General features: G+C 63.0%; 21 protein-coding genes and 1 tRNA gene. 9 read left to right on the top strand and 13 right to left on the bottom strand.

Annotation, left to right across the window (positions count from 1 at the left end):
• The first annotated feature begins 8 nt into the window (after positions 1 to 8).
• Complete coding sequence (locus tag FNZ07_RS19145; RefSeq protein WP_091018559.1) at positions 9 to 1,220, top strand: chromate transporter; 1,212 nt, start codon at positions 9 to 11, stop codon at positions 1,218 to 1,220.
• 63 nt (positions 1,221 to 1,283) lie between these two features.
• Here the strand turns inward: FNZ07_RS19145 and FNZ07_RS19140 are convergent, their stop codons facing one another.
• The 3 genes from FNZ07_RS19140 to FNZ07_RS19130 form a co-directional block, all read right to left on the bottom strand.
• Complete coding sequence (locus tag FNZ07_RS19140) at positions 1,284 to 2,312, bottom strand: histone deacetylase family protein (protein ID WP_091018563.1); 1,029 nt, start codon at positions 2,310 to 2,312, stop codon at positions 1,284 to 1,286.
• A gap of 68 nt (positions 2,313 to 2,380) precedes the next feature.
• Positions 2,381 to 3,640, bottom strand: coding sequence for a Zn-dependent hydrolase (locus FNZ07_RS19135; protein WP_091018565.1), 1,260 nt, complete (start codon positions 3,638 to 3,640; stop codon positions 2,381 to 2,383).
• Positions 3,641 to 3,669: 29 nt separating this feature from the next.
• A complete protein-coding gene (locus tag FNZ07_RS19130) occupies positions 3,670 to 4,992 on the bottom strand; it encodes an MFS transporter (protein WP_091018568.1) in 1,323 nt (440 codons plus the stop codon).
• Positions 4,993 to 5,160: 168 nt separating this feature from the next.
• Here FNZ07_RS19130 and FNZ07_RS19125 point away from each other — a divergent pair, with 168 nt between their 5' ends.
• On the top strand, positions 5,161 to 6,123 hold the full coding sequence (locus FNZ07_RS19125) for a LysR family transcriptional regulator (RefSeq protein WP_091018570.1): 963 nt from the start codon (positions 5,161 to 5,163) through the stop codon (positions 6,121 to 6,123).
• A 31-nt stretch (positions 6,124 to 6,154) separates the two neighbouring features.
• Here FNZ07_RS19125 and FNZ07_RS19120 read toward each other — a convergent pair whose 3' ends face one another.
• The 6 genes from FNZ07_RS19120 to FNZ07_RS19095 form a co-directional block, all read right to left on the bottom strand.
• On the bottom strand, positions 6,155 to 6,613 hold the full coding sequence (locus tag FNZ07_RS19120; RefSeq protein WP_091018572.1) for a CopD family protein: 459 nt from the start codon (positions 6,611 to 6,613) through the stop codon (positions 6,155 to 6,157).
• 518 nt (positions 6,614 to 7,131) lie between these two features.
• Positions 7,132 to 9,453: a DNA topoisomerase IV subunit A gene (gene parC / locus FNZ07_RS19115; RefSeq protein ID WP_091018574.1), complete on the bottom strand. Its 2,322-nt coding sequence runs from the start codon at positions 9,451 to 9,453 to the stop codon at positions 7,132 to 7,134.
• Positions 9,454 to 9,529: 76 nt separating this feature from the next.
• The gene (locus tag FNZ07_RS19110) at positions 9,530 to 11,515 is read right to left on the bottom strand and encodes a DNA topoisomerase IV subunit B (protein ID WP_091018719.1); all 1,986 of its coding nucleotides are present in this window, start codon (positions 11,513 to 11,515) and stop codon (positions 9,530 to 9,532) included.
• A gap of 186 nt (positions 11,516 to 11,701) precedes the next feature.
• The gene (locus FNZ07_RS19105; protein WP_091018576.1) at positions 11,702 to 13,636 is read right to left on the bottom strand and encodes an ATP-binding cassette domain-containing protein; all 1,935 of its coding nucleotides are present in this window, start codon (positions 13,634 to 13,636) and stop codon (positions 11,702 to 11,704) included.
• A gap of 219 nt (positions 13,637 to 13,855) precedes the next feature.
• Entirely contained in the window at positions 13,856 to 14,257 is a 402-nt protein-coding gene (locus tag FNZ07_RS19100) for a DUF4399 domain-containing protein (protein WP_091018578.1), read from the bottom strand.
• A gap of 200 nt (positions 14,258 to 14,457) precedes the next feature.
• A tRNA-Arg gene (locus FNZ07_RS19095) sits at positions 14,458 to 14,532 on the bottom strand.
• Positions 14,533 to 14,755: 223 nt separating this feature from the next.
• Here FNZ07_RS19095 and FNZ07_RS19090 point away from each other — a divergent pair.
• Entirely contained in the window at positions 14,756 to 15,502 is a 747-nt protein-coding gene (locus FNZ07_RS19090) for a class I SAM-dependent methyltransferase (protein WP_091018580.1), read from the top strand.
• A gap of 32 nt (positions 15,503 to 15,534) precedes the next feature.
• Here the strand turns inward: FNZ07_RS19090 and FNZ07_RS19085 are convergent, their stop codons facing one another.
• The 3 genes from FNZ07_RS19085 to FNZ07_RS19075 form a co-directional block, all read right to left on the bottom strand.
• Positions 15,535 to 15,717 carry a rubredoxin gene (locus FNZ07_RS19085; RefSeq protein WP_091018582.1) on the bottom strand — a complete coding sequence of 61 codons (183 nt, stop codon included), beginning with the start codon at positions 15,715 to 15,717 and terminating at the stop codon, positions 15,535 to 15,537.
• 135 nt (positions 15,718 to 15,852) lie between these two features.
• Positions 15,853 to 16,164: a transposase gene (locus FNZ07_RS19080; protein WP_218161342.1), complete on the bottom strand. Its 312-nt coding sequence runs from the start codon at positions 16,162 to 16,164 to the stop codon at positions 15,853 to 15,855.
• A gap of 345 nt (positions 16,165 to 16,509) precedes the next feature.
• Entirely contained in the window at positions 16,510 to 16,821 is a 312-nt protein-coding gene (locus FNZ07_RS19075) for a DUF4148 domain-containing protein (RefSeq protein WP_091018584.1), read from the bottom strand.
• Between the two features lie 259 nt (positions 16,822 to 17,080).
• Between FNZ07_RS19075 and FNZ07_RS33685 the strand changes: the two genes are divergently transcribed.
• The 6 genes from FNZ07_RS33685 to FNZ07_RS19045 all read left to right on the top strand — a co-directional run bounded on the left by FNZ07_RS33685 (position 17,081) and on the right by FNZ07_RS19045 (position 21,821).
• A complete protein-coding gene (locus FNZ07_RS33685; protein WP_170275793.1) occupies positions 17,081 to 17,218 on the top strand; it encodes a hypothetical protein in 138 nt (45 codons plus the stop codon).
• A gap of 101 nt (positions 17,219 to 17,319) precedes the next feature.
• A complete protein-coding gene (locus FNZ07_RS19070) occupies positions 17,320 to 17,604 on the top strand; it encodes a hypothetical protein (RefSeq protein WP_091018586.1) in 285 nt (94 codons plus the stop codon).
• Positions 17,605 to 17,921: 317 nt separating this feature from the next.
• Positions 17,922 to 19,199, top strand: coding sequence for a DNA (cytosine-5-)-methyltransferase (dcm, locus tag FNZ07_RS19065; protein WP_091018588.1), 1,278 nt, complete (start codon positions 17,922 to 17,924; stop codon positions 19,197 to 19,199).
• Positions 19,199 to 19,684, top strand: a complete 486-nt coding sequence (locus tag FNZ07_RS19060; RefSeq protein WP_091018591.1) for a very short patch repair endonuclease — start codon at positions 19,199 to 19,201, stop codon at positions 19,682 to 19,684. The genes dcm and FNZ07_RS19060 overlap by 1 nt, the downstream gene beginning before the upstream one ends.
• A 146-nt stretch (positions 19,685 to 19,830) precedes the next feature.
• Positions 19,831 to 20,334: a YbhB/YbcL family Raf kinase inhibitor-like protein gene (locus FNZ07_RS19050; RefSeq protein ID WP_091018594.1), complete on the top strand. Its 504-nt coding sequence runs from the start codon at positions 19,831 to 19,833 to the stop codon at positions 20,332 to 20,334.
• Between the two features lie 116 nt (positions 20,335 to 20,450).
• Complete coding sequence (locus FNZ07_RS19045; RefSeq protein WP_091018596.1) at positions 20,451 to 21,821, top strand: MFS transporter; 1,371 nt, start codon at positions 20,451 to 20,453, stop codon at positions 21,819 to 21,821.
• Positions 21,822 to 21,906: 85 nt separating this feature from the next.
• Here FNZ07_RS19045 and otsA read toward each other — a convergent pair whose 3' ends face one another.
• Positions 21,907 to 23,331 carry an alpha,alpha-trehalose-phosphate synthase (UDP-forming) gene (otsA, locus tag FNZ07_RS19040; RefSeq protein ID WP_091018599.1) on the bottom strand — a complete coding sequence of 475 codons (1,425 nt, stop codon included), beginning with the start codon at positions 23,329 to 23,331 and terminating at the stop codon, positions 21,907 to 21,909.
• Positions 23,332 to 23,461: the final 130 nt, after the last annotated feature.

The raw sequence follows: 23,461 nt of genomic DNA, 5'->3' as shown, positions 1-23,461 counted from the left end.
CATGAGCAATGCAAATAACCGGCAGCAGGGAAGCAACACGCCGTGGCGAACGGGAACCGCTATGGGCGCTGTTTCGGGTGGTATTGGGTTTATCGGCGCTATCTTGGGGCGGTCTCGCACTGATGGCCCAACTGGAGAATCACTATGTGGAGCGCGAGGGCCGGCTGTCGCGGATCGCCTTCGCCGACCTGATCGCGCTGGCGTGGATGGTACCGGGGCCAGTGGGCTGCAATGTCGCCGTGCAACTCGGGCATGCGCTGCGCGGACGCGCAGGCGCATGGATCGCGGGTGTCGCGAGCGTGCTGCCGTTCTTCACGCTGATGACGCTGTTCGCGATCTTCTACCGCACGCCAATCGTGCGCGCCGTTGCGTCGCAAACCCTGCTCAATCATTTCAGCGTCGTACTGGCGATGCTGATCGCCGTCACGTGGTATCGGCAGACGCGTACGCTCGTGCGCGGCAAACTCGAATGGCTCGCGGCCATACTCGGCTGTGTCGGGCTCGCATGGGCGCATAGTCCGGCCGTGTATGTGGCGATCCTCGGCAGCGCCTTCGCGACTGGCTGGATAGCCAGTCCGGTCCGCCGACAGCCGCTCGTGCTGAAGATCGCCACACGCGACTGGCAAATGCTTGTCGGTCTCGGCATCCTGCTCGCCCTGTTCGCCGTGCCGTTGCCGCACCGGTACGATCTTGCGCTGCTCTGGCCGCGCCTCGCCGGGGCGGGGATGACGCTGTTCGGCGGTGGCTTCTCTGCCTTGCCGGTGCTGAAGACGCTGTTCGTCACGCCGGCGATCGGCGTGTCGGATAACGATTTCACGCTGGCGTTCTCGCTGTCGCCGCTTTCCCCGGGACCGTTGTTGAACGTGGTGCCGTTCTTCGGCTACCTGGTGGACGGCTGGCTCGGTGCACTGGTCGCAACCCTCGCGCTGTTCGTGCCGTCCGGATTTCTGGTCGTGTTCGCACAGCGCTACCTGCATCAGTTGCAGACCCATGCGCGCTTCGAACACGGCATGCGGATGTTGCGCGCCGTCACGACCGCGTTTCTCGCGGTCGCGGTGCTGCGCATCGCCGGACACGTACCGTACGAACCCGTGTACCTGCTGACCGCGGTGTTCTCGGCGATATGCTTCACGAGGCTGAAGGTGCCCGTGTATGCGGTGTACGGCACGGTCGCGATTGCCTGTGGGTTGTGGCTCGTGTACGGCCACGGGGCGTCGTAGCGACGGTGACAACGTGCCCCGACGGCGACGTCAGGGCACGCCGGCCTGCGCAGCCGGAGCGCACTAGCCGCCCCGCGCGCCCGCGAAGCCACCGAAGAACGCGCGCGCGTTCGCTTCGAGGCTTTCCAGGTGATAGCCGCCCTCCTGCACGATCACCGACGGCAAACCGAGCGCACCGATCGCCTCGCCGAGTCGGCCGAACCCTTCGGTCGTCACCGCCACCTGCGACTGCGGGTCCTCCCGATAGATATCGAAGCCGAGTGCGAGCACCAGCGCATCGGGCTTGAAGCGCTTCAACGCCTGCAACGCCGCGTCGACATGCGTAAAGAACGTCGCTTCCGACGAACCATGCGGCATCGGTAGATTGACGTTGAAACCGGCGCCCGCCCCTTCGCCGTGCTCGTCCTCGAAACCCGCGACCACCGGATAGAAGTTGGTCGGATCGCCGTGGACCGACACGTACAGCACGTCGTCGCGTCCGTAGAAGATTTCCTGCACGCCCTGACCGTGATGCATGTCGGTGTCGAGGATCGCGACACGTGCGTAGCGGCTGCGCAGCGACTGCGCCGCAATTGCCGCGTTGTTCAGGTAGCAGAAGCCGCCGGCTGCATCGGTGCGCGCGTGATGACCGGGCGGGCGACACAACGCCCATGTTTCGCGCACGCCGTCATTGACGGCAGCGGCCGCAGCCACCGCCGATTGCGCCGACCAGTACGCGGAGCGCCAGGTCTGTGCGCCGACCGGACAACTGCCGTCGGCGAGATAGCGCGCCGCCTGGGCCAGCACACCGCGCAACGGGTTGGGCTCGCGCACATAGACGTTCGACATCACTTCGTCGCCCCAGTCGGCGGGAATCTTTTTCCATTCGCGATGCGCTTCTTCGAGAAAACGCAGGTAGTTCGTGTCGTGTACGGCTGCGAGCGGTGCGGTGCCGGCATCGGCGGGTTCGCGTACCTCGAAACCGAGTGCATGCGCGGCGGCGACGAGACGCATCGCGCGTTCGGGTACTTCCTGCGGCGAGCGCATCTGCCCGCGCGACAGGTAGCTGCGCGGATGATGCAGTAACTGGTCGGGGTGGAAGAAAGTCAGCATGTCGGTGTCTTGCCTCGAGTGTTGGGGGCGATGCGCGCAGTGTGGTGTGGCGCAATCACGCAATATCTTCAGTCGTGCGCTGCCACTTTCTGTGCGACGCCGGCGCGCGCAAGCACCGCGTTGAGCAGCACGTCGGCACCGCGCGTCACGTCGTCGGGTAACGCATCTTCGGCTTCGTTGTGCGACAGACCATCGACGCACGGAATGAACACCATCGCCGTCGGGCAATAACGCGCGAGATGAATCGCGTCGTGGCCGGCGCCGCTGACGATGTGCTCATGCGTATAGCCTAGCGCACTGGCCGCATCGGCGACGAGCGCGACGCAGTGCTCGTCGAACGGTGTCGCCGGACTGACCCAGCGTGTCGCGATGTCGAGCTGCACGCCGCGCGCCTCGGCAAGTCGCGCGAACGCGTCGCGCAAATCGCGTTCCATTGCATCGATCTGCGCGTCGTCGGGATGGCGCAGATCGACGGTGAACATCAGGCGGCCTGCAATCGTGTTGCGCGATGCGTTTGGAATCTCGACCTGACCGATCGTGACGAGCCCGCGCGGCGCATAGCGCTCGACGATACGCTCCAGTTCGACCGCCATCTGCGCGCTTGCAAACAATGCGTCGCGACGATACGGCATCGGCGTCGTGCCGGCGTGCGCTGACGTGCCGGTCACCGTCACGTCGAGCCAGCGGATCGCCTGGCCACCCGTCACGATGCCGATCGTCGTGCCATTCGCTTCGAGCACGGGGCCTTGTTCGATATGGGCTTCGAAGTAGGCGTCGACGGCGACACCGTTTACCGGGCGCTTGCCGCGATAGCCTGTTGCGTCGAGTGCGTCGGCAAGCGTAACGCCTTGCGCATCGCGTTTTTCAAGTGCTTCTTGCAGAGGGATCGCCCCCGTGAATACCGCCGAACCGAGCATCGCCGGTGTGAAGCGCGCGCCTTCTTCGTTGGTCCACGAAACGATCTCGATGGGCTTTTTAGTTGTGAGGCCCGCATCGTTCAGCGCGCGTACGACTTCGAGTGCTGCCAGCACGCCGTAGACGCCGTCGAAGCGCCCACCCTCCGGCTGCGTGTCGAGATGACTGCCGATCAATACCGGCGCAGCCTCCGCATCGGTACCCGCGCGAGTCGCAAACAGGTTGCCGATTTCATCGACGCTCACACGCAGGCCTGCGTCGCGGCACCACTGCGCGAACAGATCGCGGCCGCGCCGGTCCTCGTCGGTGAGTGCGAGACGGCGCACGCCGCCGCGCGGTGTCGCGCCTACTTGCGCCATCTCCATCAGGCTCGCCCACAGCCGGGCGCCGTCGACGTGCAACAGGTCTTTCATCGTGTCCTCAAGTTGGCTGAATGAATCGATCAGTTCGCGGCTAGCGGATCGCGGGCTTCTTCGTGCATATCGGCGCGCTGTTCGCGCCGCGCATCGAGCGCGACGATACAGAGCAGCGAGATGCCCGCAAGACACGTGTAAAACACCGCGAGCGGCCACCATGCGCCGGTGTAGCGATGAGCGAGCCACGTGCCCACGAGCGGCGTGAGGCCGCCGGCAATCGCGCCGCACACCTGGTAGGACAACGAGATCGCGGAGTAGCGCACGCGCGTATCGAACACACCGCTGACAAAACCCGCGATCACCGAATAGAAACTCGCCATGCACACGACGGCGATCGCGATGCCGATCACCATCGGCACGACGCTGCCGCGCTGCACGAGCAGGAACATCGGATACGGCGAGACCATCGCGCACAATGCGGCGAGCTTCAGAAAGCGCGCGCCGCCGATACGTTCGGCGAGCCACGCCGCGAGCGGCTGCACACAGAACTGGATGATCGCGACCGCGAACAGACAGTCGAGAATCAGCGAACGCGCAACCCCGACGTACTGCGTCGTGTACGCGATCATGAACGTGTTGGTGAAGTACACGCCGGCAATGCCGATCGTGTTCGCGCCGATGCACAGCAGCACCAGGCCCCTCGCGGAACGGAACACCTCGGCAACCGGCAGCTTGAGCGTCTTGCTGGTGTCCTTCACGCGCTGGAACTCGGGCGACTCGTTGACGCCGAGTCGAATCAGAATCCCGACGACGAGCAGCACCGAGCTCGCAAGGAACGGCAGACGCCAACCCCACGACAGGAAGTCGGCCTTGTCCATCGAGGTCACCGCGCGAAACGCGATCAGCGACAGGATGAGCCCCGCAGGACTGCCGAGCTGCGCGAACGAGGCGAAGAACGTGCGGCGTCCCTGCGGTGCGTGTTCGCCCGCCATCAGCACCGCCCCACCCCATTCGCCACCGACGGCGATGCCCTGAACCACGCGCAACAGCACGAGCAACACCGGCGCAAGCAAACCGACCTTCGAGAAATCGGGCAACAGCCCGACGCAGACCGTCGCGACGCCCATCATCATCAGCGTGGTCATCAGCGCTTTCTTGCGGCCGATGCGGTCGCCAAGGTGCCCGAAGATCAAACCACCGAGCGGCCGCGCGAAAAACCCGACCGCGAAGGTCGCGAACGAAGCCATCGTGCTGACGAACGGATCGTGCGACGGGAAATACAGCTCGCCGAACACCAGCGCGGCGGCGGTGGCGTAGATATAGAAGTCGTACCACTCGATCATCGTGCCGATGAAGGCCGCAGTCGCGGCGCGCGCCGGCTGACGGGCTGGAATGGCGGGCTGGCTCATGGGGTGGGCTCCTCTGGCGGGCGGTCGAGTGCGTGGTGGCGGCGTGGTGGTCGCGCCACGGCATTCGGCGCACAGGCTGTTTATCGCCAGCCACAATACATTAGTCAAATTTCCAGTTATTATTCACGGCATAAATTTCACTAATATAACTATCCCGGAGCCCCGCTCATGCGCGCCGACATCGCCCGCTTCCTAAACGACCGCCTCGACTGGAACCTGCTGCGCACCTACCTCGTGATCATTCAGGAACGCAGCGTGAGCCGGGCCGCCGCACGGCTCTATGTCACGCAACCGGCGGTCAGCCAGGCGCTGAAGCGACTCGAGGAAGCACTGGGGCGCAAGCTGATCGAGCGACGCGGGACGACCTTCACGCCGACTAACGCTGGCGAAGAGGTGTACCGGATTGCCAGCGACATCTACGGCAACATCTCGCGGCTCGAAACCGAACTCGACGACCGCACCGACGACATCACCGGCTCGATCCGGTTGCTGAGCGTGAGCCGGATCGATTCGCCGGTGTACGACGAGTTTCTCGCGGAGTTTCATCGTGCATACCCGCGGATCGATCTGCAGATTGAAGTGATGCGCTCGTCGGACATCATCTCGTCGCTGCTGCAGAAGACCGCGACCGCGGGTCTGAGCCTGTGCCGCAGCCCGATCGAGAAGCTCGAGATGCGCTGCTTCCTGCGGCAGCGTTATGCGATTTTCTGCGGCCGGTATCACCGGTTGTTCGGCCAGTCGCAACTGACGATGCAGGACCTGCTCGCGGAGAATTTCGTGTCGTTCACGAGCGACCAGATCGGCGACAGCCTGTCGCCGCTGACGGTATTTCGCGATCAGAAGGGCTTTACCGGACGGATCGTTGCGTCGTCACCGAGTCTGGATGAAGTGCGCCGGCTGATTTTCGCGGGCTATGGGATCGGTTGTCTGCCGGAGCACATCGTGCGCGACGACATCGCTCAGCAACGGTTATGGCGTTTGCCGCCCGACGAAGGGCTGGCCGATGTCGATGTGCATTTGCTGTGGCACCGCGACCGCAAGATGAGTGCGGCCGACAATGCGTTTCTCGACAGTATGGAGCGGTGTATGCAGCGGTATTCGCTGGCGGAGCGGTTGGGGACTGTGCGTTAGCGAAATGCTATGTGGTGGCGGCGTGCCACTATCAGAATCCGCGCGAGAGCACTGCAAAACCGATCGTCACGACACCGAGCACGAGATTGATCACCACGAGGCGACGCACGGTGCCGACTGCGCGAGCACCGTCGGGCCAGTTCTGCGCCTGCACGGCGCGACGGATGCGCGGAAAAACGGCAAAACGTATATGACCGAAGATCAGCATCATGAGAACGCCGAGGCCGGCCATTGCATGAAGTTGCCATGCGGCGTGACCGCCGCCGAACTGGGTGAGCAGGAACCCGCCGGTCAGCAGAATGACCAGCACGGACGCCGCGACCCAATTGAAGAAGCGCGCGAAGACAGACTCCCACAGTGGCAGCCGCAGTTGCGGCGAGAGATCGGCGAGTGCTGGGCGCAGACAGAAGTGCGCGAAGACCATGCCGCCGATCCAGACGGCGACGCCGAGCAGGTGTAGAAAGAGTGCGACTTCGATCGCTTTGTTCATGATGGGTGATCCCTTTTTGTTTTGACTGCAGCGCGGTTCATTGTTGTAGGCATTCGACCGCAGTGTATGTATTCGGTTCGGACTTTACCAGGTAATCGCTGATTTGCCAGGGCCCACGGCCGCGATTTGCGCCGCGCGAACGGACACCCCCATGTAGACCAACACCCCGCTTTCCCATGTGGTCACCCGACCGCGAGCACGTAGTGCGAGTGGGATGAATGACGGCCTTGTCACCACCATTAAAAACGCGAGGCCCGATCTCGTCTCGGACCACTAACGTTTCGATGCGAGGACGACACTTAGGTGCGGGCCACGAAGGCTGCACACGGAAAGGACCCGGTAACGTCTCGAGCGGCTTTCTTTGCTTACTTTCTTTGCCGCGCAAAGAAAGTAAGTGCCGCCCCGCACAGGGGCAACGCCCGCGCCGCGAGGCGCCAAATCGCAGCCCCGCACGGGGCAACAGCGAGAACCAGCCGCGAGGCGCTAACAAGAAGCCGCCTGCACAGGCAAACAAACCCCTACTCCACTGCAACAGGCCGCAAACTCAACAACTTAAGCTTCGTATCCGGCAGACGCCCTTTGCGTGCCCGCTTCCCAACGTGCGGCGTCAAGGCAGCGCCAGCAAACACCTCTTCGTATGCTTTGCCGCCACGCCCAGTCCCCGACAACACAAGCCCCGCCTTCCCAATAGCAAGCGCCTGCACCAACGACTCATTCTCGTCGAGACCCATCAGAATCACACCGCGCCCACCACCCGACAGCGTCTTCATCTCATCGAGCCCGAACACCAGCAACCGCCCGCCGCTCGACAGACACGCAACCCGCGTCGCATCAGGCAACATCGGCATCGGCACGAGCGGCGTAGCACCCGCATCGATCGTCATAAAGGACTTACCCGCCTTCACGCGGCTCACCATATCGCCGACTTTGGCAACAAACCCGAACCCGTTGCTCGATGCAAGCAGCAATTGCTGATCGGCGGGAGCCGCGTAGTAGTGCATCAAGTGCGAACCCGATTCGAGTTCGATCAGCGAAGTGACCGGCACACCATCGCCGCGACCACCAGGCAACAACGCCACAGCCACCGAATACACGCGCCCGTTGCTGCCCCACGCAACAAGCGTATCGGGCGTGCGGCACTGGAACGCCGCATACAACCCATCGCCGGCCTTGAACGTGAAGCTTGCAGCATCGAGGCCATGGCCCTTCAATGCACGAACCCAACCACGCTGCGACACGACGACCGTAACCGGCTCATCGACGACGCGTACTTCGAAGACCGCACGCTTCTCCTGCTGGATCAGCGTGCGTCGCTCGTCGCCGTACTGCTTCGCATCGCCTTCGATCTCATGGATGATCAACCGCTTCATCGCCGAGTCGCTACCCAGCAGTTCTTCGAGCTTCGCTTTCTCGTCGCGCAGCTCGCTCAGTTCCTTCTCGATCTTGATCTTCTCGAGACGCGCGAGCTGGCGCAGCCGGATTTCGAGGATGTCTTCCGCTTGCCGGTCGCTCAGGCCAAACGCGGCCATCAACGCAGGTTTCGGCTCGTCCGACTCGCGGATGATACGAATCACCTCATCGATATTGAGGAAAACGATCATCCGGCCTTCGAGGATGTGAATCCGGTCGTCGACCTTCGTCAGCCGATACTGCGTGCGCCGCGTAACCGTCGCGAAGCGGAAGCCGATCCATTCGCGCAGGATTTCCGCGAGCCCCTTCTGCCGCGGCCGGCCGTCCGCGCCGACCATCACCAGGTTCAGCGACGTGTTCGATTCGAGACTCGTATGCGCGAGCAACGTGTTGACGAACTCGGTCTGATCGACGCGACTGGTCTTCGGTTCGAACACGATACGCACCGGCGCGTCCTTGCCCGATTCGTCGCGCACTGCATCGAGCAGCGCGAGCAACGTCTGTTTCGTTTGAAGTTGCTCGGGTGTGAGCGTCTTCTTGCCGAGCTTGATCTTCGGGTTGGTCTGCTCTTCGATTTCTTCGAGCACCCGCTGGGCCGACGTGCCCGGCGGCAACTCGTTGAAAACGAGCTGCCACTGGCCGCGCGCAAGTTCTTCGATCTTCCAGCGCGCACGCACCTTCAGGCTGCCGCGGCCGGTTTCGTAAGCGGCAGCGATTTCGGCTTCGCTAGAAATGATCTGGCCACCGCCCGGGAAGTCCGGGCCCGGTACCAGTTGCATCAGTTCCGCGTGCTGCAACGCCGGCTGACGGATCATCGCCACCGCCGCTGCGGCGACTTCGCGCAGGTTGTGCGACGGGATCTCGGTAGCAAGGCCGACCGCGATGCCCGATGCCCCGTTCAGCAGCAGGAACGGCAGGCGCGCGGGCAGCAGCTTCGGCTCCTGGAACGAGCCGTCGTAGTTGGGCATGAAGTCGACGGTGCCCTGATTGATTTCGTCGAGCAGCAGCTTCGAGATCGGCGTGAGGCGCGCTTCGGTGTAGCGCATCGCCGCCGCGCCGTCGCCGTCGCGCGAGCCGAAGTTGCCCTGGCCGTCGATCAGCGGATAGCGCATCGAGAAGTCCTGCGCGAGACGCACGAGTGCGTCGTAGGCAGACTGGTCGCCGTGCGGATGGTACTTGCCGAGCACGTCGCCGACGACGCGTGCCGACTTCACCGGCTTCGCGTTATCGGCCAGTCCCATCTCGTTCATGGCGAACAGGATGCGGCGCTGCACGGGCTTCTGCCCGTCGCTGACATCCGGCAGTGCACGGCCCTTGACGACGCTCACCGCGTAGTCGAGATACGCGCGCTCCGCGTAGTTGCCGAGCGTGAGAAATTCGCCGTCGGGCGGCGCAGGCTCGGTGAAAAGATCAGGCGTGTTGTCGTCCATCTAGATTCCGTATCCGTATTTGCTGTGAGTACAGGGCATGCGGCGCGCAAGTGTTCGCGCGGCCGGCGTGCCGCACTCAGATATCCGCTTCGACGTCGTTACCTTTTTCTTCGAGCCAGGTACGCCGCGACGCCGCTTCGCCCTTGCCCATCAGCATCGTCATCCGCGCGACGGTCGCATCGAAGTCGAGCTCGCCGAGCGCAACCGGCGACAGACGCCGCGTGTCCGGATTCATCGTCGTGTCCCACAACTGCTCGGCGCTCATTTCGCCAAGACCCTTGAAGCGGCTAATGGTCCATTGCGATTCGCGCACGCCGTCCTTGCGCAACTTGTCGAGAATCGCCTCGAGCTCGCCTTCGTCGAGCGCGTAGAGCTTCTGCGCGGGCTTCTTGCCGCGCGCGGGCGCGTCGACGCGAAAGAGCGGCGGTCGCGCGACATGCACATGACCGCGCTCGATCAGCAGCGGAAAGTGTTTGAAGAACAACGTGAGCAGCAACACCTGGATGTGCGCGCCGTCCACGTCCGCGTCCGACAGGATGCAGATCTTGCCGTAGCGCAGATTGGACAGGTCGACCACATCATCGGGGTTGTGCGGATCGACACCGATCGCCACGGAGATGTCGTGCACTTCATTGTTCGCGAACAACCGGTCGCGCTCGGTTTCCCACGTGTTCAACACCTTGCCGCGCAACGGCAGGATCGCCTGATACTCCTTGTCGCGCCCCATCTTCGCGGAGCCGCCCGCCGAATCGCCTTCGACGAGAAAGAGTTCGTTACGCGCGATATCAGTCGTTTCGCAATCGACGAGCTTGCCAGGCAGTACCGCAATACCCGAGCTCTTGCGCTTCTCGACTTTCTGACCTGCGCGGGTACGTGCCTGCGCCTGCTTGATGACGAGATCGGCGAGCTTCTTGCCGTGCTCGACGTGCTGGTTCAGCCACAGTTCGAGCGCCGGACGCGTAAACGACGACACGAGCTTCACCGCATCGCGACTGTTCAGGCGCTCCTTGATCTGACCTTGGAACTGCGGGTCCAGCACCTTCGCCGACAGCACGAACGACACGCGCGCGAACACATCTTCGGCGAGCAGTTTCACGCCTTTCGGCTGCAGGTTGTGCAGCTCGACAAAGCTCTTCACCGCCTGAAAGAGACCGTCGCGCAGACCGGACTCGTGCGTACCGCCGGCCGGCGTCGGAATCAGGTTCACGTACGATTCGCGCGTAAGCGGCCCTTCTTCGCTCCACGCAACGACCCACGCGGCGCCTTCGCCCTCGGCGAACGTCTCTTCGTTCGAACGCGAGTTTTCCGCATAGCGCTCGCCTTCGAAGACCGGAATCAGCAGATCGCTACCATCCAGTCCTTCCAGCAGATAGCCGCGCAGACCGTCTTCGTATTTCCATGTTTGCCGCTCACCGGTCTTTTCGATGACGAGCGTCACCTCGACGCCGGGCAGCAGCACCGCCTTCGAGCGCAGCAGCCGCTGCAACTCGCCGACAGGCAGATTCGGCGAGTCGAAGTATTTCGGGTTCGCCCAGGCGGTGACGCGCGTGCCCGATTTCTTGTCGCTCCTGGTAGCGTTGCGCACTTCGAGCGGACGCACCACATCGCCGTTCGCGAAACCAAGTTCGGCGACTTTGCCTTCGCGCCAGACGGTGACATCGAGACGCGTGGAGAGCGCATTCGTCACCGATACACCGACGCCGTGCAGACCGCCCGAGAACGTGTACGCACCGCCCGCGGCCTTATCGAACTTGCCGCCCGCGTGCAGCCGCGTGTACACGATCTCGACGACCGGCACGCCTTCTTCGGGATGAAGACCGAACGGAATGCCGCGGCCGTCGTCGTCGACGGATACCGACTGATCCGCATGCAGCGTGACCGTGATCTCCTTGCCGAAACCGCCGAGCGCTTCATCCGATGCGTTGTCGATGACTTCCTGGATGATGTGCAGCGGATTTTCGGTGCGCGTGTACATGCCGGGCCGCTGCTTGACCGGCTCCAGGCCCTTCAGCACCTTGATCGACGCTTCGCTATAAGTAGCGTTTGGCTTTTTCGTAGGCATGGCTTGCTTGGGTTCTGTCCGCGTCGTTCCGAACGAAACAACGCGGTAAATTGGGGTGCCCGCGGCGCGGGCAAACTGTTGCATGGCCGGCTGCCGGTACACGAGGCAGCCTGTTCGCGGGGTATTTTACTGATTTCGATGCGACGGGCAATTCGACTATTAAAGACGGTTAAACCCGGTTGCCCCTCACTTGCGCCGGCTCTCCAGCTCGTCCCAGCGCTCCATCGCCGTCAGCAGCTCGCCGTCGATTGCGCCGTAGCGTTCGGTCAGTCGCGTGCCTTCCGACGCATCCTTCGCAAAAATCGAACCGTCTTCGAGCTGCGCGCCGATGGTTTTCTGTTCGGCCTCCAGCGCCGCGATCTGCACGGGCAACGCCTCCAGCTCGCGCTGCTCCTTGAACGAGAGCTTCGCCGCGCGCTGCGCGTTGCGGCCCGTCGCACTGTCTTTCTGCGCCGACTCCTGTGCGGCCTCCTTCGCCGGCTGCTTCAGCGCGTCGCGCGCGATCTGCGCAGACCGGTCGCGCTGCACTTGCCAGTCGGTAAAGCCGCCAACGTATTCGCGCCACTTACCCTCGCCCTCCGAGGCAATCACCGAGGTGACCACGTTGTCGAGAAACGCGCGATCGTGGCTGACGAGCAGCACCGTGCCGTCGTAGTCCGTCAGCAGTTCTTCGAGCAACTCGAGGGTGGGAATGTCGAGATCGTTGGTCGGTTCGTCGAGCACCAGCACGTTCGCGGGGCGCGCAAAGAGACGCGCGAGCAGCAGTCGGTTACGCTCGCCGCCCGACAACGACTGCACCGGAGAGCGCGCACGCTCGGGTGCGAACAGGAAGTCGCCGAGATAGCTCATCACGTGCTTGCGCGTACCGTTGACTTCGACCCAGTCGCTACCGGGGCTGATGGTATCGGCGACGCTCTTGTCCAGATCGAGCTGCGCGCGCATCTGGTCGAAGTAGGCAACCTGCAGGTTGGTACCGATACGCACCGTCCCGTCGTCCGGCGTGAGTTCACCGAGGATCAGTTTCAGCAGCGTCGTTTTGCCCGCGCCGTTTGGCCCGACAAAACCGATCTTGTCGCCGCGCATCACCGTCGCGGTGAATTCATCGATCACCGTGCGCGCGCCGTAGCGCTTCGTCACATCGGTCAGTTCCGCGACGATCTTGCCGGACTTCTCGCCTTGCCCGACATCGAGCTTGACGTTGCCCTGCACGTTGCGGCGATCCGCGCGTTCGTTGCGCATCTGCACGAGCCGTGCAATCCGGCCGACGCTGCGCGTACGGCGCGCTTCGACGCCCTTGCGGATCCACACTTCTTCCTGTGCGAGCAGCTTGTCGAACTTGTCGTTTTCGACGCGCTCCACTTCGAGCTGTTGTGCCTTGCGCGTCTGGTAGGCGGAGAAATTACCCGGATACGACAGCAGACGGCCGCGGTCCAGGTCGACGATGCGGGTCGCGACGCGATCGAGAAACGCGCGATCGTGGGTGATGAAGAACAGTCCTGCACGCTGCGAGACCAGCAGATCTTCGAGCCAGCGGATGCCCTCGAAGTCGAGATGGTTGGTCGGCTCGTCAAGCAGCAGCACGTCGGGCTGCACGACGAGTGCGCGCGCCAGCGCGACGCGCTTTTTCATGCCACCCGACAACGCGCTAACCCGCGCATCGCCGTCGAGACCGATCTGCTCAAGCGTAGTCTCGACGCGGTTGCGCCAGTTCCAGGCATCGATTGAATCGAGCGACGACTGCAGCGTGTTCATGCGTGCGAGCAGTGCGTCGTGTTCCGCGCCCTCCGGCACGTCGGCGAGCCGGTGCGCGACCTCGTCGTATTCGTCGAGCAACGCGCGCGCCTCGCTCAGCCCCGCGGCGACGGCGTCGAACACCGAGATGTCGGTGTCAAACTCGGGCTCCTGCGGCACATAGACGGTAGTCAGATGCTGCTGACGCGTGACGAGGCCGTCGTCGGGCTTGGTCAGATCTGCGACGATTTTCAGCAACGACGACTTGCCCGCGCCGTTACGGCCGATCAGACCGACGCGCTCCCCCGCTTCCAGCGAGAAATCCGCGTGATCGAGCAATGCGACGTGACCGAACGCGAGTTGCGCGCCGATAATGGTGTAAAGCGACATGGAGAATTAAGAAAACCTGCGATGAATCGGAACCGCTCATTGTACCGGTCGTGCGGGGCGGCGCTGTGTTGTCCGAAAGGCCGGGGTCGTTCGGGTGACTGTTGGGTGTCGGTGCGGGCTCTGGTTGGTGGAGCTCCGCGGGCGATGAGCTGGGTGTCGCGCGGATTATGTGCGATGCACCGCAACGCCCGGGTTGCGGTGCATCCGCGGAAAACGACGTTACTGCACGTGTACCTTGATGGTCTGGCTCCACTCGGGGCCGTACGAGCGGTGCGCGCCGTCGCCGAATTGCAGCGTCAAGGTATGGTCGCCGGGCGGCAGCGTGATATCGGTTTCCGTCTGGCCCTTACCGAAATGCAGCGACGTGGGTGTGGCAGGGATCACCTGATCTTTCGGCAACGGCTGACCGTCGATCAGCAGATGATGATGGCCGGTGCCTTCCGCAATGGTCCCGGCAGGCACGACTTTCATGCCATCGATACCGAACTGCACGTGTACCGGGTTGCTCACGGTAGCGCCGTCTTTCGGCGCGACAAAGAAGACGCCTTCGGCCCGCGCAACGCCCGACATAGCGAGCAAGCCGACGAGCGCAGCACTGGCCAACCATTTGTTGTTGAACATGTTCTTCTCCTGTGGGAAAGCGGCGTTACGCCTTGCATGTGCGCCATAGAGAAACATAGGCAGCACGCATTGGCGATCGTTGCGAGAGGCCGCGCCGCACAGGATACACCGGGGTTGTGGCGGGGGTTGGCGTACCGCGACGGTGGGTGAACACGGTGGTTGCCGCAGCGGCAATCAAGACGACTGGCTGGGTACCCGACTGGTCCCCCCGACAGGAATCGAACCTGTATCTAGCGCTTAGGAGGCACTTGTTCTATCCATTGAACTACGGGGAGAAAACCACAGCGAGCAAGAGCATCTCGCGACAAAATCAGATGCCCTGTGTCCCGGATAAACAGCTACGTTCCTAAGTACATCATCGTAGCGTGGGACAGCTTCGTGTCGGCGGGAAGAGCCCGCACCGAACGCGAATCGCGCCGCAGGGGCCAGAGTATAGCAAACGCGCCTGCACACGAAAATGGCACCCTGCACGCACACTTCATCGTTACCATCCACCGCATGACCGAAATCAATACGCTCTATACCGACCCACGGCTCGTCGCGCTTTACGACACGCTAAATCCGTTCGCCGCCGACACCGAGTTCTATCTGACACTCGCCGCATCGCTACAAGCCGGCTATATCGTCGACATCGGTTGCGGCACAGGCCTGCTCACCTGCGAACTCGCGCGGCGCGGCCATACGGTGACGGGTATCGATCCGGCGCGCGCCATGCTCGATGTCGCGCGTCGTCGCCCGGGCGGCGAGCGTGTGCGGTGGATCGAAGGCGACGCGCAACAGGCCAGCGACACACAAGCCGACCTCGCGTTAATGACAGGTCACGTCGCTCAGGTATTCGTCGACGATCGGGACTGGCAAGCGGCTCTTGCCGCAGCGCATCGCGCGTTACGGCCGGGCGGCCGGCTCGCATTCGAAAGCCGTCATCCGCAATCCGCACCGTGGGAGACATGGACACCGGAAGCGTCACTGCGTCGGATCAGCGTCGACGGCAATGGTACGGTCAATATCTGGCAGGAACTCATCGATGTAAGCGGCGAGCGCGTGCGTTTTGTCACGCACTACCAGTTCGAGACAACCGGCGACGAACTGATCTCGGCCAGCGAACTGCGCTTTCGCCCGCCATCCACGCTCGCGCAGACGCTTACGAATGCAGGCTTCTCGATCGAGCATTGGTACGGCGACTGGTCGGGCGCACCGGTCGACGAGCAGAGCCGCGAATTGATCGTAGTTGCAGTACGCGACTGAAGAAGCGCCGCGGCTGCGTCAAAACATAGAGCTTAAAACTCCACCGCGGCAAATTCAGCCTTACCCACGTCGCACAGCGGGCAGCGCCAGTCCTCGGGAATATCGGCAAAGCGAGTGCCCGCCGCAATGCCTTCCTCAGGCAACCCTTCTTCTTCGTTATAAATCCAGCCGCAAATCAGGCAGACCCAGCTTTTATATTCGATCACTTCACTCACAGCGCACTCTTTATCGGTTCAAGGCAATAATCCGACCGCGCCAACCCTTTTCAGGGGGCGCGGCGAGCCGCAATCTTACCGGAATTCGCTATTGAACCGCCGAGCCGGCGCGCAGCACGCGCGCCACGCCCAGTCTCACGCCGTCTGCTCTTCTTCTAGTTGCCGTTCCAGTTGCTGTTCCGTTTCGCTATAAAGGTCGAGCAGCAGCAGCGCCTCGGACATGATTCCCGCGCGCGTCCATTGCAGCCACTTGATGTAGCAGGTCTGCGACGGCGGGTAATCGGCGGGTAGATGCTGCCAGCGCTCGTGCTGGGTGACCACCCACAGGACAGCATTGAGCACTTCCCGCGGATCACGGCTCGCGCGCCCGAAACGACGGGCGTCGCTATACGGGAAGAGATGCCTGACTTGACTCCAGGCGTCGTCTGAAAGAGGAAGTGTTGGCATGAATGACTCCGAACTGAAATGCCTGACAGGAAGTATCCACGTCTTTCACAATATTCGAAATCAGAAAAAACACCATGTTCTTTCAACTAAACAAAGTAATTTTTACCAAATGTTTCTGTAAATTCGTCTGCGGATTGGGCCGGGAACGCCGCTGGAATAACCACGAAAAGCGCCCAGACCGTGAAGCCTGGGCGAAAGCCACCGGACATCGGCAGCGGAGGTTTGCTTGACCACTTGCAAAACAGGCCCGGGTCCCACATGAGACGCGAGCCTGTTGCGTGGTGGGATGCAACAGCCACCCCTATGGAATTTCTGCGCCGGCCTCAAGACCGGCGTCGTTTCGGCTTACTGACCGAAGTAAATGCTCTTCGCGCCGGCTGCCGTGGCCGGGCGGCCCGCATCCGACGAACCGCTCATCGACGGGCCGTAGGCGGTTTGCGCGGCGCCGTTCTCCGCAGCGACCTTTGCTTCCGCAGCCTGAATGTTGGCCGGATAGTCGTAGTCGTTAGCGGTCGCGGGGTTATAGCCCGCCTTTTCCAGCTGAACCAGCTCGGCGCGAACTTGGGCGCGGGTGAGCGGTTGGTTCGATTGAGCAAACGACACCACCGGAGCGGCGAGGATTGCGGCAAGAGCGACAGCTTTGATCAGGGATTTCATGATTACTACCTCCAGAGATTGTTGTTTGCGGTACCGCGTTTCGTTTCGTCGGCATCCGTTAAGAACAGTCTAGGAGGGATTGATCCTAGGGTTAATACCTAACATCACAAATCATTGTTGCTTAAGTTGTATCCAATACTCGCCGAAGGGTCCTTACCATTTCGCGAGACTTGTGGGCTTGCGCATTCAGTGGTTCGTCATGTGGCTCTGCTACGATGAATTTGCTTACCCACAATCACAAAGACCAAGGAGATTCCCCATGAAAAAGACCCTTCTGCTACTGGTTACCGCGTTTGCCGGCTTCGCCAGCGTGTCGCAGGCATTCGCCTACGATCATCATCGGCCGGTATGTCACAACGTGCGCGTTCACCATCACTGGGAAAAACACTGCCACTAGGCCGGCCCCGCGTCCGGTCGATGAACCGGTAACCCGCGGACACAATTCAGCTCGAACTTCGCGCCCCTCTTTTCTTTCTTAGCTGGAAGGAGGGGCGAATCATGTTCAGGCTCATGGCAGCGGCAGGACTAGTCGTAATGCTGGCGGGCTGCGTGGCGGCTCCGGGTTACGGGTACTACGATCCAGGTTACGCCTACGGGTCGGGCTACGGTCCCGACTACGCGCCGGCGTACGGTTACGGGACGGTCAATATCTGGGGCGGCGGCGGCCGCGGTGGTTATGATCGCCGCGGTGGTTGGGGCGACCACGGCCATCACGGCGGCTATTGGCAGCATGGCGGCGGACGTGGCAATGGCGGGCACGGCGGTGGCGGCCACGGGCACTAGGCCGCGGTGCGCAGTCACATCTACGCAAGCCCAGACCGACGCAAGCGACGCATCGCCCCGCTTCGTCTGAAGTTAATTTAACAATCGTTGACCGCGCCAGCGACGATCGTCGATGCTGTGCCGCGCAGCGCGAACACCTGGCGGCTGCCGTGAGACGCTTGCTCCACAGTCGCCAGGGCTGCCTGACAGGACATACTGCCAAATACACCGCAAGCACATCCAGCGCACCCCACGGATAACTACAACGAAAAATCAGCTCCGCATCTGGGTCACCCATAGGTCATAATGTCCGCAAAAATTCCCAGCAAGGACGATCCGTGACCCTGGCCGCCCCGCTCGATCTGTTGAAACAGGCGCGCACCCGCTTTACACAACGAGAAATCGCCGCCTACGTCGGCAAGGACATCAAGACGGTACGGCGCTGGGAAAAAGGCGAAACGCCTTGCCCCGCGATGCTGGAACCGGCGCTGCACACGTTGCTGCAAACCACCGCCCTCGCTCCGGTCGACGCCCCTGCGCGCTTTCGCTTCATCGATCTGTTCGCCGGCATCGGCGGCATCCGCATGGGCTTCGAAGCGCACGGCGGCGCCTGCGTATTCACGAGCGAGTGGAACGCGTTCTCGAAGAAAACCTACGTCGAAAACTTCGGCGCCGAGCGGGAGTTCATCGGCGACATCGTGTCCTTTCCCACCGATGCCATCCCCGAGCACGACATCCTGCTCGGCGGCTTTCCGTGTCAGCCATTCTCGATCGCCGGCGTCAGCAAGAAGAACGCCCTTGGGCGGCCGCATGGGTTCGAGTGCACGACTCAGGGCACGCTCTTTTTCGACGTCGCACGGATCATCGCGGCGCGCCGTCCGGCCGCGTTTCTGCTGGAGAACGTCAAGAACCTGCTGTCGCACGATAAAGGCCGCACGTTCGAGGTGATCCTGCAGACGCTGCGCGACGAACTCGGCTACGACGTGCATTACCGCGTGATCGACGGGCAGCATTTCACGCCGCAGCATCGCGAGCGGATTCTGCTGGTCGGGTTTCGCGAGAAGACCGCGTTCTCGTGGGACGACCTGCAACTGCCCACACACGAGCCGCGGCTCGCCTCGATCCTCCATCGCACCGACGGCAGCGAGCCGCTGCTGCCGTGGGATGGCGACCGTTTCTTCGATCATGCGAAGCGTCACGTGCAACCGAAGTACACGCTCACGCCGAAGCTATGGGCGTACCTGCAGCATTACGCGGAGAAGCATCGCGCGGCAGGCAACGGTTTTGGCTTCGGGCTGGCCTATCCGGACAGCGTGACGCGCACATTGTCGGCGCGCTATCACAAGGACGGCTCGGAGATTCTCGTGCATCAAGGCTCGCGCAAGCGTCCGCGGCGTCTCACGCCGCGCGAGTGCGCACGGCTGATGGGCTTTCCCGACACGTTCCGGATTCCAGTCAGCGACACGCAGGCGTACCGGCAGTTCGGCAATAGCGTTGTGATGCCCGTGATGCGCGAGGTCGCGCGCATCATGCTGCCGCATGTCGATACGCTGCTCGGCGCGAGCTCAGTGGCGCTGCCAACGTCGGCGACTCCGACGCTCGCACTCGTCGCGTAATGGTCGACGTCGTCGACCCGGCCACACGCAGCCGGATGATGTCCGGCATTCGCGGGCGCAACACGAAGCCGGAGGTTCTGATCCGCAGCCTGCTGCATCGGCGGGGCTTGCGCTTTCGCCTCGATGCACGCGATCTGCCGGGGCGTCCCGATATCGTGTTGCCGCGTTATCGCGCGGTGGTGTTCGTGCACGGTTGTTTCTGGCATGGCCACGACTGCCACCTCTTCAAATGGCCGCAGACACGCCCCGAATTCTGGCGCGACAAGATCGGCCGCAATCGCAGCAACGATGAAAAGGCACAGCGCCTGCTACTCGAACAAGGGTGGCGTGTCGCGACCGTGTGGGAGTGCGCGCTGCGCGGCGCGCACCGCGATCTCGACGGCGTACTGCAGCGTCTCATCGACTGGTTGCACAGCGAAGAAGCGCTCACCTTCGAAGAACGCGGCACCGCACCGCCGGCGCGAGCCCAGGCGCCGGCCGGATAGACGCGAACAAGGCACTCCGGCGCTCAGCGCACGTGCCGGGTTCGCATAACCGCTTCATGGTCCGGTGATACACTCGATCGGCTCATGGGACGAGCCTGCCGAGCGCGCCCGTCCATCTTCAGAACCCTCTTCGAAGGAGGCATCCGATGGCCGATTTCCGAGTCTGGTCCGACGACTTTCCCGTCAACGGTTTCATGCCGAAAGCCCACGAGTTCGACGACAGAGCGTTTGGCGTCGACGGCGAAAATGTGTCGCCCGCGCTGCAATGGGATGCACCGCCCGCCGATACGCAGAGCTTCGCGCTCACCGTCTACGATCCCGACGCGCCGACCGGCAGCGGCTTCTGGCACTGGGTCGTCGTCAATCTCCCCGCCGATACCCGTTCGCTGCCGCGCAACGCCGGCAAAGCCGACGGCAGCCTGTTGCCGGCGGGCGCGCTGCAGGTACGCAATGACTACGGCACGGTGGGTTTCGGCGGGGCTGCGCCGCCGCGCGGCGACAAACCGCACCGCTACATCTTCCGGGTGCACGCGCTGAAGGTCGCGCATCTGCCGATCACCGCAGAGACGACGAATGCGGTCGCGCGCTTCATGACACATCTGAACGAACTCGATTCGGCGACGCACACGGGCCTGTACGAACTGAAGTAACCGGCTCGCAGTAGCCGGCGCCGGTCGGCGGGCAGCATTCAGCCCGCCGACCGGCGCTTTTTGCTTGTTGTCGTCTGCCTTTTTCCCGTTTCCCCACCCGCGCCACACCCCCGCCGATGACCGCTGCCACAGAACAAGGACTCCCGCTGCCTGCCCGCTACTGGGCGATCATCGTGGTCGCGCTCGGCGTCACGCTTGCCGTACTCGACAGCGCCATCGCCAATGTCGCGCTGCCCACCATCGCGCGCCATCTGAATGCCAGCGCCGCGTCCTCGATCTGGGTCGTCAACGCCTACCAGCTCGCGGTGACGATCTCGCTGCTGCCGCTCGCGTCGCTCGGCGACCGCATCGGCTACCGGCGCGTCTATCTCGGCGGGATGATCCTGTTCACAGTCGCCTCGCTCGGCTGCTCGCTTGCCACTTCGCTACCGATGCTCGCGCTCGTGCGGGTATTCCAGGGCTTCGGCGCGGCCGGCATCATGAGCGTGAACACGGCGCTCGTGCGCATGATCTATCCGCCCAGCCAGCTCGGACGCGGTATCGCCATCAACGCCATGGTGGTCGCGATATCGTCCGCGGTGGGACCTACGGTTGCGTCGGCGGTGCTGTCGGTTGCATCGTGGCCGTGGCTGTTCGCGATCAACGTGCCGATCGGCATCGTCGCGCTCGCGATCGGCCTGAAGGCACTGCCCGCCAACACGCGGCACGACTCGCCCTACGACTATCCGAGTGCCGTGATGAACGCGCTCGTTTTCGGTCTGCTGATCTTCGCGCTCGACGGTTTCGGTCACGGCGAACGTTACGCGTACGTCGCGGCCGAACTGATCGGTGCGATCGCGATCGGCTACATCTTCGTGCGCCGGCAACTGACCCAACCCGCACCGCTGCTGCCCGTCGACCTGCTGCGCATCCCGATCTTCGCGCTCTCAGTGGGGACGTCGGTGTGTTCGTTCGCAGCGCAGATGCTGACGTTCGTGTCGTTCCCGTTCCTGTTGCAGAACACGCTCGGTTTCTCGCAAGTGCAGACCGGGCTGTTGATCACGCCATGGCCGCTTGCCATCGTCGTCGCGGCGCCGCTCTCGGGGGTGCTGTCGGACAAGCTGTCGGCGGGATGGCTGGGGGGAATCGGCCTGGCCACGATGGCCTGTGGACTGCTGTCGCTCGCGACGCTGGGCGCTCATCCGCAGCCGTTCGATATCGCCTGGCGAATGGCGCTGTGCGGCGCGGGCTTCGGCATTTTTCAGTCGCCGAACAATCGCACGATGCTGGCTGCCGCGCCGCGCGCGCGCAGCGGCGGCGCAAGCGGCATGCTCGGCACCGCCCGGCTCACTGGGCAGACACTTGGCGCGGCACTCGTTGCGTTGATCTTCGGGATAGCGCCGCAGCGCGGACCGACCATCGCGCTGTATGTCGCGGCGTGTTTCGCCGCGGCCGCGGCCATCGTCAGCGTGCTGCGGACCACGCAGCGCGGCACTGCGACCGCCTGAGCGTGTGCAACGCGGCGATTCGCCTGCGGCCGAACTGCACACCGCCGATGCGACGCGGCCCGCGCGAACACAACACTAAACGCAGTTACGACGCCGTCACATCCGCGAGCTTCACCGCCTTCTCCGCCACCGACGACGCCGTCGCGACATTGCGCAAATCGGCGAGGAACGTATCGCGCCAGACCGACAGATTGTTCTCGCGCATCGGCGCCATCATGTCGGCATGGCGTGCCTGGCGTTCGGCGAGCGGCATCGACAGCGCGCGCTCAAGCGCTTCGGCCATCTGCGACAGATCGAATGGGTTGACGACGAGCGCGCCCGGTAACTGCTCCGCGGCACCGGCGAACTGCGACAGCACGAGCACGCCTGGATCGGTCGGATCCTGCGACGCGACATACTCCTTCGCCACCAGATTCATGCCGTCGCGCAGCGGCGTCACATAGCCGACCTGCGCTTGCCGGAACAGCGCCATCAGCAGATTGCGTTCGTACTTGCGATTCAGATACTGGATCGGTGTCCAGTCGAGCTGCGCGAAGCGTCCGTTGATCCGGCCGGCTTCGCCTTCGAGCGTCTGACGGATGCGCTGATAAGTCTGCACGTCGGAGCGCGTCGGCGGCGCGATCTGCACCAGCGACACGCGACCATGCCAGCCCGGCCCGCTCAGCAGCAATCGCTCGAATGCCTGAAAGCGCTCCACCAGTCCCTTCGAATAATCGAGCCGGTCGACGCTCATGATCAGCTTGCGACCGCGCAGACCGTCGCGCAAACTCTTCACAGCCTTGCGATCGCTGAACTGCACGGACGCCTTCGCAATCGCATCGGGATAGATCCCGATCGGATACGCACCGACCTTCATGAAGCGGTTGTACGCGTGCAGCATGCCGTCGTCGCTCGCACTGCCGTGGCCGCCGCGCTCGATGTAGTCGACAAACGACTGCCGGTCCGCATCGGTCTGAAAACCGATCACGTCGTAGCTGCACATGCTCCTCACGAGTTCCTCGTGCGGCGGCACGGTACGTAGCACCTCTGGCACCGGAAACGGAATGTGCAGGAAAAAACCGATCGGATTCTTCACGCCGAGATCGCGCAAACAACGCGCGAACGGCAACAGGTGATAGTCGTGGACCCAGATGATGTCGTCGGGCTGCAGCATCGCTTTTAGCTGCTTCGCGAGCGTCTCGTTGACGCGCAGATAGCCGGTATATTCCTGTCGATCGTAGCGCGACAGATCGTTCCGGTAGTGGAAGGCGGGCCACAGCGTCGCGTTCGAAAAACCCCGGTAATACTGATCGTAGTCGCGCTTCGTGAGACCGACCGTTGCATAGGTGACGTTGCCCTGCTTCTCGATCACCGGATCGGACGGCTCCGCGACGGTCTCGCCGCTCCAGCCGAACCACACGCCGCCGGTCTCCTTGAGCGCGTCCAGAACACCGATGGCCAGGCCGCCGGCGGCAGGGCGACCTTCCTGGGTCGGCGCAACGCGATTCGATACCACGATCAATCTACTCATTCGGCTCCACCTCGTTTCGTAGTCATTGCATGCGGGATGTGCCTGATCGGCGTATGCAAGCGACGTGCCTCATCTCAAAAATAATCGGGGACTCCACGCGCGAATGCGACGTGCGTGATGGACGCGATGG

This window comes from Paraburkholderia megapolitana, assembly GCF_007556815.1.
GTDB classification, from domain to species: Bacteria; Pseudomonadota; Gammaproteobacteria; order Burkholderiales; family Burkholderiaceae; genus Paraburkholderia; species Paraburkholderia megapolitana.
This window is presented reverse-complemented; position numbering and strand designations above follow the sequence as displayed.